Source organism: Streptococcus sp. oral taxon 061 (genome assembly GCF_013394695.1).
Taxonomy (GTDB): Bacteria; Bacillota; Bacilli; order Lactobacillales; family Streptococcaceae; genus Streptococcus.
On record NZ_CP058258.1, the window covers coordinates 1481397 to 1497528 of the forward strand.

Here is a 16132-nt window from a genome sequence, read left to right on the forward strand (position 1 = left end):
AAAAGGAGCAGATGCTCCTTTTATTTTTGGTTTTCTCTTTCCTTATGACGTTCATAAGCCTTGATTTGGCGCTCTATTTCCTTTTTGATTGCAGGCTCTGGAGCGTACTTTTCTTTCCAGTTATCTGGTTTCAAGATTTTGTGGGTTACTGGATCAAAATGAGCCTTACCATCTGGGAAGATTTTACCCATGTTTGCTTGATGGACAATCTCAAAGATTCTCTCTGGGTCTACCCCCATTAAAACGAAACTTCCATAAGTAAAGTAGAGCGTGTCAATCAAAGCATCCACTTGACCAACGAGGGTTTTCTCAGCTGGTGTTGACTGAGATACTTTTTCAGCAGCTATATCAAGTGCTTGGTGTAAATCCTGCACAGCTTGTTGGAATTCCTCTTCAGAATTGCTTGCAGCACGGACAAATTCGACTAACTCTTCAATCTTAAAGCCAGCACGGTGGGTCGCCCCTTCTAAATCCCAAGCTATAGGTTCTTCTTGAGTTCGCTCATCCATCATACGATGGAAGGTCTTAACTTTGTTGAAATGATAGTCACGACTGACAAAGACTTTTTCAGAAGCCAAAACTCCAAAATATTCTAAAGCCTTGTGAATCCCATCATTTTGGTTGCTGGCAGTGATATGCTTGGCAACTTCTTTCACACTGCTACTACCATTTCCCATGGCAACAGACATACCAACACCAGCCAACATTTCCAAGTCATTATCTGAGTCACCAAAGGCCATGACTTGATTGAGATCAAAACCGTATTCTTTTCCGACACGGCGAATTCCCTCTAACTTGGAATTCCCTTGATTGATAATATCGGCTGCGAAAGGATTACTTCTGGTGAACTTCAGATTGTTTAATTCTTCAGCAGCATGGTTTGTCTCCTCAGGCGTCATCAACATAAGCACCTGATAGATCGGTTGATTGATTAAGTCTAACAAATCATCTTCCTTCTGAGGAAGGGCCTTACTGACCATACGATTAAAGGAATGACTAACAGTACGAGTCAAAAATTTAGGTACAAAACGACTGACGAGTTGTGAAAGAGGACTGAGTCCAAAGGACATAATCCGAGAACCGACAACGTCTTGTCGCGTTCCCATGGCAATCTCTTTTCGATTTTTCTTAGCATAAGAGATGATTTGTCGAAGACTTCTCTTATCAATAGGGCTAGCAAAAAGAACACGATCTTTGTTAAAGATATATTGGCCATTGTAGGTCACTGCAAAATCCAGATCCAAATCATCCATCAAATCCTTAACAAAAAAAGGTCCTCGCCCTGTTGCTACCCCAACAAGCACCCCTTGTTCTTTCACAATCTTGATAGCTTCCTTTGTGGACTTCAAAACACTCTTACTGTCATTTACAAGCGTTCCATCAATATCAAAAAACACAGCTTTGACTTCCATTCTATCTCATTCCTTTCTTTTATGATACAATGATTATACCACATTTCAGAAAAAGTGAGTGAATCATGACTAAGAAAATCCTTGTTTTACATACTGGTGGCACTATCTCCATGCAGGCAGATGAATCTGGAGCTGTAAGGACTAGTGTTGATAACCCTATGAACCATATCTCTAATCCTCTAGAAGGTGTCGAAGTCCATTCCTTGGATTTTTTAAATTTACCTAGCCCACACATCAAGCCCAAGCATATGTTGGCCCTCTACAAAAAAATTAAACAAGAGGCATCGTCCTATGATGGTGTTGTGATTACACATGGGACAGATACCCTAGAAGAAACGGCTTATTTCCTCGATACCATGGAAGTCCCTCATATGCCTATCGTCCTGACAGGCGCTATGAGAAGCTCCAATGAACTAGGAAGCGATGGCGTCTACAATTATCTCAGTGCCCTACGCGTCGCGAGTGACGATAAAGCTGCTGACAAGGGTGTCTTGGTCGTGATGAATGACGAAATTCACGCTGCTAAGTATGTGACCAAGACGCATACGACGAATGTTAGCACCTTTCAAACACCGACCCATGGCCCTCTTGGGCTCATTATGAAGCAGGAAATTCTCTACTTCAAAACGGCTGAACCTCGTGTTCGTTTTGACCTTGAGAGCATTCAAGGGTTGGTCCCTATTATCCCTGTTTATGCGGGCATGACCGATGAACTTCTCGATTTACTTCCTGTTAACCAACTAGATGGATTGATTATTCAGGCTTTTGGCGCTGGAAATGTACCAAAGGAAACAGCTGAAAAATTAAAATCTCTCAGTCAAGCAGGACTTCCTATTGCACTAGTCTCACGTTGTTTCAATGGGATTGCAGAACCTGTTTACGCCTACGAAGGCGGTGGTGTTTGTCTTCAGAATGATGGTGTATATTTTGTAAAAGAACTAAACGCTCAGAAAGCGCGGCTAAAGCTCCTCATTGCAGTTAATGCAGGACTTAAAGGTGACGAGCTCCGAGCATATATGGAAGGATAAGAAAAACCCAGGAAATCAGTTAGATTCCTGGGGATTTTTATTACTTTTTGCGAGTTGATTTGCGTTCTGTCAAACCGTGAGGGAGAAGAACTTCACGTTCCTCCAATTCTTCCTTATGCATAATCTTCGTCAACATACGCATACTGATCGCACCAAGGTCATACAAGGGTTGTGCGATAGTTGTCAAATTTGGTCGAGTATAGCGTGCGATTTGAGAATCATCACTTGTAATGATTTCAAAGTCTTCTGGTACTGAAATGCCATGGTCAGCCAAACCATTCAAGAGACCTGCCGCCAATTCATCACCAGTCACAATAGCTGCTGTTGCTTTAGAAGAAATCAAGCGTTCTGCCAAGGCATAACCATCGTCATAGCGATATTTTGATTCGAATACAAGACCTTCACTATAGTTGACTCCAGCTTCTTTCAAAGCTTCCTTATATCCAACCAAGCGAACCTTACCATTGATATCATCAACTAAGGGACCACTCACAAAAGCAATCTTTTTGTTACGTTTCAACAAATGGCGAACAGCATCCGCAGTAGCATTCTTATAGTCAATATTGACACTTGGAAGCTGGTGTTCTACATCCACTGTTCCTGCAAGAACCACAGGAGTGCGTGAACGTGAAAACTCTGAACGAATCTTCTCTGTCAAATGATAGCCCATAAAAATAATACCATCGACTTGTTTTGAAAAGAGTGTGTTGACTACTGCTACTTCTTTTTCATCATCCTCATCGCTATTAGCAAGGACGATGTTGTATTTGTACATTTCGGCAATATCATCAATCCCTTTTGCCAGAGCAGCGAAATAAGTATTTGTGATATCCGGAATGACAACACCAACAGTTGTTGTTCGTTTGCTTGCCAAGCCACGAGCTACTGCATTGGGACGATAGTCTAGGCGTTCAATAACCTCTAGAACTTTCTTACGAGTGTTCTCTTTGACATTCTTATTACCATTGACTACACGACTGACTGTTGCCATTGAAACTCCTGCTTCTCGGGCAACGTCATAAATTGTTACTGTATCATCTGTGTTCATACCATTTCCTTTCTAATGTTGAAAATTTTGTTTTCATGTTTACACCATTACTAGTTTACCACTAATTGTAAGCATTTTCAAGGGATATATAAAGTTTCTTTGAAAAAATTTCACCGATAATCATATTTTTGTAATCAGTTTACTTTTCTTGATTTTTAGGCCAGTTTGCAGTATGATAATAAAAAATTAAGTAGGAGGTATCAATGGCTTTTACGGATTCACATAGACGTTGTGCCAGCTTTGGTGTGGTAACCAATCTCCCAGACGATGTCATCGACTCAATCTGGTATATTATCGATCATTTTTTAAAGCATGTATTTGAACTAGAAGATGAGTTAGAATTTCAACTTTTAAACAGTAACGGTTTCATCACCTTCCGTTTTTCAAGCGAGCATCTACCTACAACGATTGACTTCGATTTTAATCATCCCTTTGACCCATTGTATCCACCGAAAGTACTTGTTATGGATATGGACGGCAAGGAAACTATCCTCCTCCCTGAAGAAAATGACCTATTTTAAAAACTCTAGCCTTCTGACTAGAGTTTTATTTTTTTTTAATAAACAGAACGACTGACTACGATGCCACTCGGTTTTTTAAATTCTAAATCAAGATAGTCCTGATAAGTCCCAGGAACGATAAAACCTTGGGGACTCAGGATATCTGTTCCAGCCTCCCCAACAATAGAGTCGGCTAATAGAACACAGTTGGTACTGAGAACAAAGTAGGTTTTAAATTTAGAGGATGTGAACTTATAGAGTGTCGCATCAGCCTCGTGTTTCAGCTGATAAGAGTAGGTATGTTTGACCTCTCCTTCCCTTCTTTTCAGCAGTTGTGAACTTGGCTCCCAAGGTATCAAGAGGCTTTCTATCTCTCTCAATCGTTCTTCGATGGCTTTTTTCTGTTGTTCAGACAGGCTTAAACCATAGGCGAATAGGGTTTTCTGGCTTTCTCTCTTACAAAGTTCAATATATTTTTCACGATTAGCCTTAAATAATACTCCGTCACCGATTGTCCCAAACAAGCGCTCTGAGTGAGGGTCATAAGAACCGTAGGAAATAACCTGACCTTGGTAGCAAATATCTACATGGCCCATGGCCAAGAAGAAGGATGATTCTGAAGTATGGATGAAAATTTCTAAGTCAACAGATTTTTCATTTTTTCTCTCCAAATGCACTTCGTTTTCTTCTACCTGATGAGTAGATAACCTTTCATTCCATCGTCGTAAGGTACTGATGGGAATCAAGGCTGTCATAAATATAGGCAGGGTCATTCTCATTCTACGCTTGAGCTTAGGATTGCTTCTCCCTTTTTCAAAAAAGAATCCATCCCTGACACTGCTTGCCCCCAACATGATCAAGTAAAAACCAAGTAAGAGCAATTCAAAATTTGTCGCATCATGAAAAGGGGAAATACTATAGAGACCAAATCCCATCATCCACAAAGCATCAAATAAATAATTAATCCTCGGATGAATATGATTTTTCCGGTATAGCAACCAGGTAATCAGACTGATTAGACCTGTAAAAAGCTGATAACTTCCAATGATAACAACCAAGAAATAGAGAGCTATCCCTTGCAAGATGACTGAGTCAAATAGAATGACTGCAAGAAAGAGCTTGGCTAGAGTTACAAATATATTTTCTCTACGGGACTTTTCTTGAAACCATCGCGTCAATAGTTGCCAAACTGCTGACAAGAAAAAGTAGGCCATCAGGAGTTGGTAACCCAGTATTGGAACTACCTGCCCAAAACAAACCAAGAGAAGGCCTAAGACAATAGCTACAAGACCTTCCCCTATACTTTTCCATTTACTATAAGTTTCAGAAACCTTGGCCATTTTCTTTCTCCAATTGACGATATAAGTGACGTATCGGTTGCCCTAGCACTGGATGGATAAAATGAGGTGCTATTTCTTGAAGGGATTCTAGGACAAAGAGGCGCTCAGCGATATAAGGATGAGGTAAGATGAGGTCATCTGTATAGATAACTTGATCCTCTACAAAGAGCAAGTCCAAGTCAATCAAGCGAGGTCCCCAATGCACTTCTCTAACCCGACCCATCTCTGATTCAATACTTAACAAAGTATTTAACAAGATTGGCGCCGGCAACCAAGTTTCCACCTCAATGACTTGATTAGCAAAGCTATCTTGCTCTACCCCGCCCCAAGGCTCAGTCGTAATTACGCTAGACTCCTTGAGAACATGGATGCCACGAGCTCGCATTTTGTCAATCGCTTGCTCAAGATTAGCTGTCTTATCACCCATATTACTTCCTAGAGCGATAAAAGCTCTTTGTTTACGACGGTGAATAGTTACTGAACAGGTTTCTAGCGGTAGATGAATAGGCGCCCATGGTTTTTTGAGTTCCAGTTTAATTTCTTGAACTATTGGATAGGTTTCAAAAGTGCGCTCTACTAGTTTATAGGCTACTGTTTCAATCAGGTCTTCAGTGGTTTCCTGGAACCAAGTCGTCCATTGCTGACAAAGTTCTCCATAGTGAATTGAAGATTCTAAGTCCAGCTCCGTCGCAGCCTTGGTCATATCATAGGATAAGCTAGCTGAAATGACAAACTTTTGCCCTAATTCCTTCTCACTAGAGAAGAGTCCATGAAAGGCGAAAACTTCCAGATCCTTAATGCGCAATTGATCCATAACTAGTCCTTTCTAGAAAAATCTACTTAAAACAGATTTTTTATAGCCCCATGAGACGGTATGCTTGATCTCGGAGGTCTTTATCCGTTTCAAAGACTCCACGAGATACTGTTGTCAAGGTTGCAGTTCCTGGTTTTCGGACACCTCGCATACTCATACACATATGCTCTGCTTCAATGACAACAAAAGCTCCCTTAGCACCTAGGTATTCCATCAAAGCATCTGCCACTTCGATATTCAAGCGTTCTTGAATCTGTGGTTTTTTTGCATAAACTTCAACTGTACGTGCAAGCTTCGACAAACCTGCTACACGTCCATCTGGGATGTAAGCAATATGGGCTTTCCCATAAAATGGCAAGAAGTGGTGTTCACACATGGTATGGAAAAAAATATCCTTTTCCACTACCATATTGTCATCAATAATCTCAAAGGATTTTGACAAATATTCCTCTGCAGTTTGACCAAGTCCTGAAAAAATCTCTTGATACATGCGAGCTACACGAGCTGGTGTCTCCTGCAATCCCTCACGGTTGATATCTTCGCCGACCGCTTCGATAATCATTTTTACAGCCGTCTCAATTTTTTGTGTATCCATTCTCTAGTTTTTCCTCTCCATTAGATAGGCTCGCACCTGGCTCAAGAAATACAAGGAGCCCGTTACTATCCTAACTGTTTTTTTCTCTTCAATATCTATCATACTTTGGTCTAGAAATGCCTGCCAACTTTGGTAGTTTAAATTTCTAGAATGAGCTGCCTGTTTTAGCACCTCTTCGTCTGTCGCTCGACCATCATCAAAATGTGTTAGTGTAAGATTAGTATCTGGTAAGGCCTCTAATAAATCTAACATATCCTCTAAAGCCTTGGTTTTAATACAAGTAAAGAGGATTTCCTTGTGATAGTCAGCAAATCGTTCTTTCAGGGTAGCTAATAAAGCTTTGATTGCATGGGGGTTGTGGGCCCCATCTAAAATCATCAAGGGTTTTCTAGAAACAACTTCTAAACGTCCAGGCCAGCTTGTTTCCTCTAAAGCTTGAGCCACTAAATCATTTTCTGGCAATTCTCGCCCAGTCTCATGACAATAGGCATCCAACAAAGTTAGTGCCATTCCAGCATTCTCTATCTGGTGCAAACCAAGCAGACCTGTTTGAAAGCGACCTTGTCTAACAGAACTTGTATAGTCAAATATCTCTCCAGTGACAATACTTTCATGATGGCTAACCTGATAGGCATCCCCATAGAACAGGCTAGGAGCCTCTTTCGCTTTCGCAATCTGGTCAATAACCTCCATAGCTTCTGGGACAATATGACCAGTCACTATAGGGATTCCTTGCTTGATAATTCCTGCCTTCTGCTCTGCGATGGCTTCCAAGCTATCCCCTAAAAGCGCTACATGGTCTAATCCAATGGTCGTAATACCTGTTAAGATAGGCTGGCAAACATTGGTGCTATCCAAGAGTCCACCCATACCAACTTCCATAATCGCCACATCGACTCGCTCAGAAGCAAAATAATCATAGGCTATAGCAGTGATAATCTCGAATTCTGTCGTTCCCTGCAAGGCAGGAGCGTACTCCCCTTCAAGTAGTGAGCGATATTCCGACATTAAGACTTCTAGTTTAGCTTCTGGGATTGACTCCCCATTAATGGCTATCTGATCCGTATAATGAATCAGATAGGGAGAGCTAAAGACACCAACTCTTAGTCCCATCTTTTCCAACATATTTTTCAAAAAAGCTATGGTAGATCCCTTGCCATTGGTTCCACCGATGTGGATAACCTTGAGCTTAAGATGGGGATTGCCACGTAAAGCTAAAAGCTCTACCATTCTTTCCAAACCAAAATGAGGTTGATCTGTCCGATAGTTTGCTATCCACTGATTCGTTTCGTTTTTATTCATCTTACTTATATTGTTTCAAATCTAAATTTTCCGCATCATCAGCTAGGCGGATAGCTGATGCAATGTCGACTGCCATCTTGTGACTAGTTACATCGTGTACACGCACCACTTCCACACCTTGTCTGGCAGCAATACTGGTTACATGAGCCGAAGCAATATCACGATTTCGGAAGCCAGCTTCAGTATCTGGATTGACTTCAAATCCATTTTCTTCCAGAATATTGATGACAAAGCGCTTGCGAGAGACTCCCAAAAAGATTGGATAGTCCATCTCGTGCAACTTATCAAGGTCACGTAGGAGAATGAGATTTTCCTTCTTTGTCAAACCAAAGCCAATCCCTGGATCCAGCATGATGTTTTCTTTTGCAATACCAGCTTCCTTCGCTCTTGCTAGAGCACGGTCGAAGAAAGCAGCCATCAATTCTTCAACTGATAGTTGTTCAAATTCAGCCAAGTCTTCCTTTGTGAAAGTCTGACCAAATCCAAAATGAGGGAAAATGAGCGAACTAGGGTGCTGAGGGCGTGCCATGACTGGATTAAACATGATGACCACCTGAGCTCCTGCTTTAGCAACCACTTCCGCCATTTTCTCATCACCCATGAGACCGGTAATGTCATTGACTATATTGGCACCAGCCTGTAAAGCTGCTTCTGCCACTTGACTCTTCCAAGTATCGACCGAAATCAGAACATCACTTTCTTGACGGATAGCCTGAATGACTGGAACCACACGTTGGATTTCCTCTTCAATCTCAACATAGCTACTTCCAGGCCGAGTAGATTCACCACCGATATCTAAGATAGTAGCACCTTCAGCTATCAATTTTCGAGCCTGTTTTAAGGCTTCTTCAATAGCAAAAAATTGACCCCCGTCAGAAAAAGAATCTGGGGTGACATTGATAATACCGCAAATAGCTGTTTTTGTAAGATTCTCTCTTTTTTCCACGTTCATCACTCAAATTTCATTTAGATTGGTATTCCTCTATTTTACTGTTTTTTTTGGATTCTGTCCAATTATCCCTCAGTACTCTTTAACTTTAAAAGAGCGCAAAAAAGGAGAACCTGAGTCCTCCTTTTTCTATATTCTTATTTTTCAGTCAATGCTGCAAGTCCTGGAAGAACTTTACCTTCAAGAAGTTCCATTGAAGCTCCACCACCAGTAGAGATCCATGAGAACTTGTCTGCACGGCCAAGGTTAATCGCTGCGGCAGCTGAGTCACCACCACCGATGATTGATTTAACGCCTGGTTGTTTCACGATAGCGTCCATCACACCGATTGTACCAGCTTGGAAGTCAGGGTTTTCAAATACACCCATAGGTCCGTTCCATACAACTGTTTTCGCACCAGTCAATGCTTCATCGAATTTAGCGATAGATTTTGGACCGATGTCAAGACCAAGGAAGCCTGGGTCTACTGCTTCACCTTCAGTGTCTTTCACTTCAGTGTAGTCAGCAAATGCATTTGCTTCTTTTGAGTCAACTGGCAAGATCAATTTGCCGTTTGCTTTTTCAAGAAGAGCTTTCGCAACATCCAATTTGTCTTCTTCTACAAGTGAGTTACCGATTTCGATTCCTTGTGCTTTGTAGAATGTGTAAGTCATACCACCACCGATAAGAACTTTATCAGCTTTTTCAAGCAAGTTTTCGATAACACCGATTTTGTCTGAAACTTTTGAACCACCAAGGATAGCCACGAATGGACGTTCTGGAGCTTCAACAGCTTCTTGGATGTATGCAATTTCGTTTTCAAGAAGGAATCCAGCAACTGCTTTTTCAACGTTTGCTGAGATACCAACATTAGATGCATGTGCACGGTGAGCTGTACCGAATGCATCGTTTACGAAGATACCATCTCCAAGTGATGCCCAGTATTTACCAAGTTCAGGATCGTTTTTAGATTCTTTCTTACCGTCAACATCTTCAAAACGAGTGTTTTCAACCAAAAGAACTTGTCCATCTTCAAGAGCGTTGATAGCTGCTTCCAATTCAGCACCACGAGTTACACCTGGAAGGAAAGTAACTTCTTGACCCAATTTAGCAGCCAAGTCAGCAGCTACAGGAGCAAGTGATTTACCAGCTTTGTCTGCTTCTTCTTTTACACGTCCAAGGTGAGAGAAAAGAATCGCACGTCCACCTTGTTCAAGGATGTACTTGATAGTTGGAAGAGCTGCAGTGATACGGTTGTCATTAGTAATCACGCCATCTTTTACAGGAACGTTGAAGTCAACACGAACGAGAACTTTTTTCCCTTTCAACTCAACGTCTTTAACAGTCAATTTTGCCATTTGGAAAGACTCCTTAATTTTTTTTACGTGTTAATTATATCACAAAATCAATAAAAGAGATAGCAAAACCTTAAACTTTTCCAGTTCTTTATTGCCCTTTATTTCTTATTGTTTTATAATAAAAAATAAGATAAGGAGCGCTAAATGATGAAAAATACTCTAACAGATAAGCAAAAAGAGGCAGATTCAGACCTCAATATCATTGCCATTTTGACAATTCTTTCGTTTATAGGATACATCCTTTTCCAAAAACAAATACTTGATTTCTCTCACCAAACAGAGTTTTCCATCTGGATTCGTCTTCTTTTTCTCGCAACTCTCCAGTTTTGTGTTGCTGGATTGGGGACGAGCATTGTAATGATTCGAAGAAAAGAAAGCTGGAAACAATATGGTTTGCTAGCTAAACATCTCCTCCCAACCATTATTCAGACCGCTGCTATCTGTCTCCCCTTACTTCTTTTTCTCATCAGTAGAGGGCAGATTCATTCCTATCTCCCTTTTCAATCCATCCTCTTAACCAGAGAAGTTCTGGCAAGTTCTTTTCCGACAAATATCTTGGGGTTCCTCCTTATTGGACTTATCTGGGGATTCTGGGAAGGTTTTAATTATGTTGTCATTGCAAACAAAATTAACTGTCGCTTTCCATCACATCAGACTTGGCTTGATTACGGAGCCTTGACTTGTGCTCTTATCTGTCTGATGATTCATGGGATGATTAGCTTTCATCTCCATGCCATTTTAGAGGCTTTGTCTGTTTTTATCTTGATTTATGGTATGCTCGTCATTCAAAAGAGAACAGGTAACTCTTGGGGTTGTATTTTTATCTTCCTATTCATTTGGAACGCATTTTAACCCCCAAAACAAGATTTTCACTTTTTAAACTCAAAAAAAGATTTGACTCTATTATGAATCAAATCTTTCTTTTTATTTCTAAGAAGTTACATTAAGCAAAGTTATTAACTTACTCTTCTTTTTTCTTTTGAGCGAGAAGTCCAAAACCACCTAAAACTCCGACCAAGCCAAGGGCTAGGAGGTTTGCATCTACTTCTGCACTTGTATTTGGAAGTTGTTTTCCTTCAGTCTTTTCAACTTGTGCTTTTGCTGGTTCTTGCTTCGCCACTTGGCTTACTTGAACTGGAGAAACGGATGTTTCAGTCTTAGGTTCTGTTTTTGTAGTTTCCTTCTTAGTATCTTGAGTCGTTGGAGCAGGCGTAACTGGTCTGTCACCTGGTACTTTAACTACTTTTGTACCGACTTCAACAATTTCAGTTACGGCTTCCTTGACTACTTCCGTTTCCTTAAGACTGCGATGCCCTTCAGAATCAAGCTCTACAAGGTTTCTACGAAGACCTGCGACTCCTACTTGAACCAAGCGACGTTCTCCTACTGGGAGGCTAGGATTTACTCGTTCTTCATGTCCATAGGCAAGAACTTCTTCTTCCACAACCAAGCTTGGTTTCTTAACTTCTAAGACTTTTGGCCCGTCAAGCGGTTGAGTGCTACTTTCAATCTTAGTACCAACCTCAGTAATCTCTGCCACTGCTTCCTTGACGACTTCTGTCTCAAGAAGAGTACGGTTGCCTTTGGCATCCACTTCAATCAAATGACGGATTTGTCCTTCTGCACCAGCCTGAACGACTCGACGTTCACCCAACACGAGGTCTCCTGACGGACGTTCTTGACGCTCGAAGGCTTGAGTTTCTGTCTCAACCACTAATTCAGGTAGTGCTTCAACTGTTGGAGCAGTTTCACCTTCTTCTAAGCTACCTACATGATGGCTTTCTTTAACAAGGAGTTTTTTGTTGAGTTCTTCCTTGAGGTTGGCAAATGCTTCTGGAGTAGGATTTGTTGAACCAATGAGAGTTTCTGCTTGAGCGATGATTGGATCATCTGCATTTTTCTCACGAACTTTCCCTAGAAGAGTTTCAAGTTCTTCCTTAGCTGCTTGATAAACCTGTACACCATTCAAGTCAGTACCAGCTTGTTTCAAGTCATTCAAGGCTTGGTTGACTGCTTCTTGGCTAGCATCGTGGTTTTCTAAGATCGCTTTTGCTGCATCAATCTTCTCAACTAGAGCTGCTTGTTTTGCTGCATCAGCAAATGTATAAGCTAATGTTTCTTTGCGACCTTGAGCAGATGTGATTTCTTGTTTCAGATATTCGTCGTTGACAGCCGCTTTAGGTGATACTAGAACATCAAAGTCGACAGTTTGTCCTTGATAGTGTAACTGAAGTTTCTGACGGCCTGTTTTTTGAGCATCATAGCCTGTAATTTCGACTCCTTGGTCTGTAAAGTTATGTTCAGTCTCCGTTTCATCATCATACAAGACCTTGAAACGTCCTTCTGATAAGTCAAGAGTATCGCCTACAAAGTAATCAATTTTCGGTTGCTTGCTAATATACAAGGCTGCGACTTCTTTTGGACCAGCTTCTTCACCGGTCACTTGAACCTTAAAGCTACCTGCAACTGGAAGGCCAAGATAGGCTACTGTCAACTCTTGTTCGCCATGATGGTGAGCATCGTAGCCATTAACAGTAACTCCTGCATGACTAAGGTTGATGACTTCGTCTGCTTCTTCACCCTCATATTTAACACGGAGAAGACCACCTTTGAGATTCAATTCCTCACCAACTTGATAAGTTGTCTTTTTAGGTGCCACTTCTAGACTGACAGCCTTAATCTTTCTCTCATCCTGAGGAATCGTTACAGCAAGAGTATTACTGATTTCTTTACCTGGCAATTGTGTACGATAGTAAAGAAGGCTTGGACGTTTTTCAAAGCTCAATGGATCTGTTGCTAGATCCCCTCCAACTACTGTGTTTAAAGTAGCGATAGGAGTTTGTGAATCTGCCTTGTCATAGACTGTAATTGTTGCTCCAGCAGGAACTTCTGAGAATCCAAGTTGAATCTTATTGTCCGTTAGAACACGTGCTGCAACTTTAGCCATTGGGATGTTTGGGCTCTCCGTATCAAGAGTTTCATACATCTTCCAGTTGTAGATACGAATGGCTTTCCATGGTGTTCCATTATCAGATGTGATAACGTGCAAACGCCAGTCTTGGGCCGTAATTGGACTATCAAGAGTAATATCTGAAACATGGGCTTTATTGCCACGAACTGCTTTAGCTAGTTTCCATTCTCCAGCTTCATCCTTATAGTAGAGGTCAAAGTCCTTAGTATTCATCAAACCATCGTTGACAGATTCTCCACCAGCACCGGCATGGTCCATGACCCATCTAACGACACGGCGTGGTTGTGTCAAACGGATATCAACACTACCGCTCAACTGAGCAGAAGACCATTTGTCAGATAGACTAGTGATTGTCCCATTCAACATACCTTCGATACCTTCGCCACCTTCTGTGTCTGGGAAGGTACTTCCGATAACAGTCGCTCCTGGAACGATATTTTCTGCTAGAGGGCTTGGAAGGCTTGTGTCTTGAACAGTCATTCCCCATTCGAAGTTTGTAGTTGCTGCTTCAGAGCGAAGGCCATTCTTACCAACTGCAACAACCTTCAACTCTTGGCTAGTTCCAGTCGCACTAGCTGAACGGCTAACTTTTGGTAGGTAGATAGTAGTGGCAGATGAGCCTGTCAATAGACGCCAAGTATCGCCATCTTTTTCATAGACTTCATAGAAGTCAGCATCTTTATTTCCAGTAAATTGGACAATAGCTTCTGCTTCTTGGGCGTTTTTCAGAGATTGCTTAGCTACTTTTAGAGCTGTTGGTGCTTGAGGAGCCTCTTGATTATCAGTCACCGTTAACTCACCCAAGTTAAATTGATAACCCTTAACTGCAGCAGCGTTTTCGAAAGTGAGCTTTATGCCATAGATTGTTTTACCAGTCAATGAGCTCAAGTCAAATTCGTCTTTTGTCCAATCATCAGTCAGAGTTAGCTCTTTACGAGCATTCTCTCCACCATAAGTATAGTTTTTCTGAGTCGCAAACTCTACATAGACCTTGCTTCCCTTACCACCTTTATGAGCAACACGAAGTTTTGTTTTATCTGTTACTTCCAGTTTTGTAGAGTAAAGGCGAACATCTTGGTTGGTATTTTCAGCTAAATCACCCGCAAATTTGAGTGAATTCCCTCCATTGTAGGCATCTTCAAAGTCATAATCAGCTTGAAGTTTAGCCCCTGATGAAGTTTGCCACCAGCGCCATGTAGGCAAGATACCTGATACAGAACGATAGTTCCATTCAGAATCCTTGGAAACTTTACCGTCTACAAACCATTTTTTACCATGTCCAGTGTTAAAGGATGTTGTGAAGCTACGACCCACTGCTGGTGTGCGGTCAGCTACGAGGTTGGCAATCCCGTACCAGTCCTTGTCCTCTGGTTTTTGACCAGTTGGATCTCCTTGATAACCTGTAAAGAAGATATTTTCATTCTTATGATAGTCTTCTCCTGTCTTACCAAGACTAGTGATAGTATCAGGTGCAAAGAGACCTAGTGATAAGCGAAGTTTCCCGTTTTCATCAAAAAGGGCATCCCATTTCACTTTTGTCTTGTAGGAACCACCTTGTTGCAATTCCAAACCTGCAAAGACATCGTACTGACTACGTCCAAGCCATTTGGCCATAGTTACAGAGTAGTCATTTTTCTCTTTGGTCCAGTTAAAGTTGGCAAAGAAGTGATCAGCAGGAACTTTATCGCCTTCTTTTTCCATGAATTGATAGTTGTACTCACCAAGTCCATCCTCATGGTAACGGCCATATTCATAAGTCATGGCATCATACCAAGAATACTTGACTGGATGATTAACTTGAGCTGCATATTCCTTGGTATAAAGCATGAAATCACGCATTTTCTTACCAAGAGGCGTTACGATATCACCTGTAGTTTCTTGGTTGATAAAATATCCATCAAATCCATAGTATTTAGCCAAATCAACCAACTTACGAGCGATAGGGAAAGTACCGTCTTCGTCTTGTTGAAGGGCTGCAGCAAATTTTTCTTGGTCTGCAATACTATTAGACCAGTTAAAGAAAAGAGTACCCAATACTGGAACACCATTACGGTGACCAGCATCAATCACGTCCGGAGTTGGAACGAGCCCTTCCCAGAAGACCATAGAATTCAAGTATTGCCAGTAGTCAAAAGCATAGGCTTTAAACTCTTCACCACCTACAGATGCATGGTCTTTAGCCTTAGAGTTGGTATTAGCAAGAGCCTCAACCTTAGCATCCTTATTGGCTTTTTCATTGACGACATGTCCACGGTAGCGTTTTGCTAGTTCTACTGAAGAGCGGTTAATAGCATCGTCTTCACGGGCACCTGGTTCCCATTTTAACAAATCTTCCCAGGTGTCAAACTTAATTTCTTTTGGTCGAAGACTTTTTTCTTCTTTCTTAGGAACATCAGAGACGGTTGCTTTTTCTTCTGCCTTATTTTCTGTAGCTACAGGTGCCTCTTCAGCCTTAGGAGTTTCAGCAGCTGGACTAGTTGCTTCCTTATCAACTGCAGTCAACTGATCCAAGGTTGGTTTTTCTTCTGAAACAGGTTGCTCACTTGCCTTATTTTCAGTTTTCTCTAACTGATTCAAGACTTCAGGTGACGTTGTTGTTGGTTGTTCTGTAGTTGCAGTCGATGGTTGTTCAGTCGTACTACTTGACGGTTGCTCTGCAGCCACGGTAGTTGATGTTTCATTTGCTGGAAGGACAACTTCTTCTGCCAAAGCCTGGTTAGCAAATAAAACAGATCCAATCATCAAAGAGCAGGCACCCACTGATAATTTTCGAATACTATAGCAACAACGTTTCTCAAAAAATGGATTCTTCATCTTTTTCTCCTTTTACTTCCAA

General features: G+C 41.4%; 12 protein-coding genes. 3 read left to right on the forward strand and 9 right to left on the reverse strand.

Going from position 1 to position 16132, the window contains the following annotated elements; genetic code table 11:
• Window positions 1-20: 20 nt before the first annotated feature.
• Window positions 21-1412, reverse strand: a complete 1392-nt coding sequence (locus HW271_RS07270) for a Cof-type HAD-IIB family hydrolase (protein ID WP_178895454.1) — start codon at window positions 1410-1412, stop codon at window positions 21-23.
• Between the two features lie 65 nt (window positions 1413-1477).
• On the opposite strand from HW271_RS07270, the gene HW271_RS07275 reads away from it, so the two are divergent.
• A complete protein-coding gene (locus tag HW271_RS07275; RefSeq protein ID WP_178895455.1) occupies window positions 1478-2440 on the forward strand; it encodes an asparaginase in 963 nt (320 codons plus the stop codon).
• A gap of 40 nt (window positions 2441-2480) precedes the next feature.
• Here HW271_RS07275 and ccpA read toward each other — a convergent pair whose 3' ends face one another.
• Window positions 2481-3488, reverse strand: a complete 1008-nt coding sequence (gene ccpA / locus HW271_RS07280) for a catabolite control protein A (protein WP_178895456.1) — start codon at window positions 3486-3488, stop codon at window positions 2481-2483.
• Window positions 3489-3691: 203 nt separating this feature from the next.
• Here ccpA and HW271_RS07285 point away from each other — a divergent pair, with 203 nt between their 5' ends.
• Entirely contained in the window at window positions 3692-4009 is a 318-nt protein-coding gene (locus tag HW271_RS07285) for a DUF960 domain-containing protein (RefSeq protein WP_178895457.1), read from the forward strand.
• 35 nt (window positions 4010-4044) lie between these two features.
• Here HW271_RS07285 and HW271_RS07290 read toward each other — a convergent pair whose 3' ends face one another.
• The 6 genes from HW271_RS07290 to HW271_RS07315 all read right to left on the reverse strand — a co-directional run bounded on the left by HW271_RS07290 (window position 4045) and on the right by HW271_RS07315 (window position 10325).
• Window positions 4045-5328 (reverse strand): DUF308 domain-containing protein, encoded by a 1284-nt coding sequence (locus tag HW271_RS07290; RefSeq protein WP_178895458.1) that lies wholly within the window; start codon window positions 5326-5328, stop codon window positions 4045-4047.
• On the reverse strand, window positions 5312-6142 hold the full coding sequence (gene folK, locus HW271_RS07295; protein WP_178895459.1) for a 2-amino-4-hydroxy-6-hydroxymethyldihydropteridine diphosphokinase: 831 nt from the start codon (window positions 6140-6142) through the stop codon (window positions 5312-5314). Before folK ends, HW271_RS07290 begins: the two co-directional genes overlap by 17 nt.
• A 40-nt stretch (window positions 6143-6182) precedes the next feature.
• Window positions 6183-6737 carry a GTP cyclohydrolase I FolE gene (gene folE, locus HW271_RS07300; RefSeq protein WP_178895460.1) on the reverse strand — a complete coding sequence of 185 codons (555 nt, stop codon included), beginning with the start codon at window positions 6735-6737 and terminating at the stop codon, window positions 6183-6185.
• A 3-nt stretch (window positions 6738-6740) separates the two neighbouring features.
• Complete coding sequence (locus tag HW271_RS07305; protein ID WP_178895461.1) at window positions 6741-8039, reverse strand: folylpolyglutamate synthase/dihydrofolate synthase family protein; 1299 nt, start codon at window positions 8037-8039, stop codon at window positions 6741-6743.
• A 1-nt stretch (window position 8040) separates the two neighbouring features.
• A complete protein-coding gene (gene folP / locus HW271_RS07310; protein ID WP_178895462.1) occupies window positions 8041-8991 on the reverse strand; it encodes a dihydropteroate synthase in 951 nt (316 codons plus the stop codon).
• Window positions 8992-9125: 134 nt separating this feature from the next.
• Entirely contained in the window at window positions 9126-10325 is a 1200-nt protein-coding gene (locus HW271_RS07315) for a phosphoglycerate kinase (RefSeq protein WP_001096781.1), read from the reverse strand.
• Window positions 10326-10469: 144 nt separating this feature from the next.
• On the opposite strand from HW271_RS07315, the gene HW271_RS07320 reads away from it, so the two are divergent.
• Complete coding sequence (locus tag HW271_RS07320) at window positions 10470-11177, forward strand: hypothetical protein (protein ID WP_254729682.1); 708 nt, start codon at window positions 10470-10472, stop codon at window positions 11175-11177.
• A 109-nt stretch (window positions 11178-11286) separates the two neighbouring features.
• On the opposite strand, the gene HW271_RS07325 is transcribed toward HW271_RS07320, so the two are convergent.
• The gene (locus tag HW271_RS07325) at window positions 11287-16110 is read right to left on the reverse strand and encodes an endo-beta-N-acetylglucosaminidase (RefSeq protein WP_178895463.1); all 4824 of its coding nucleotides are present in this window, start codon (window positions 16108-16110) and stop codon (window positions 11287-11289) included.
• Window positions 16111-16132: the final 22 nt, after the last annotated feature.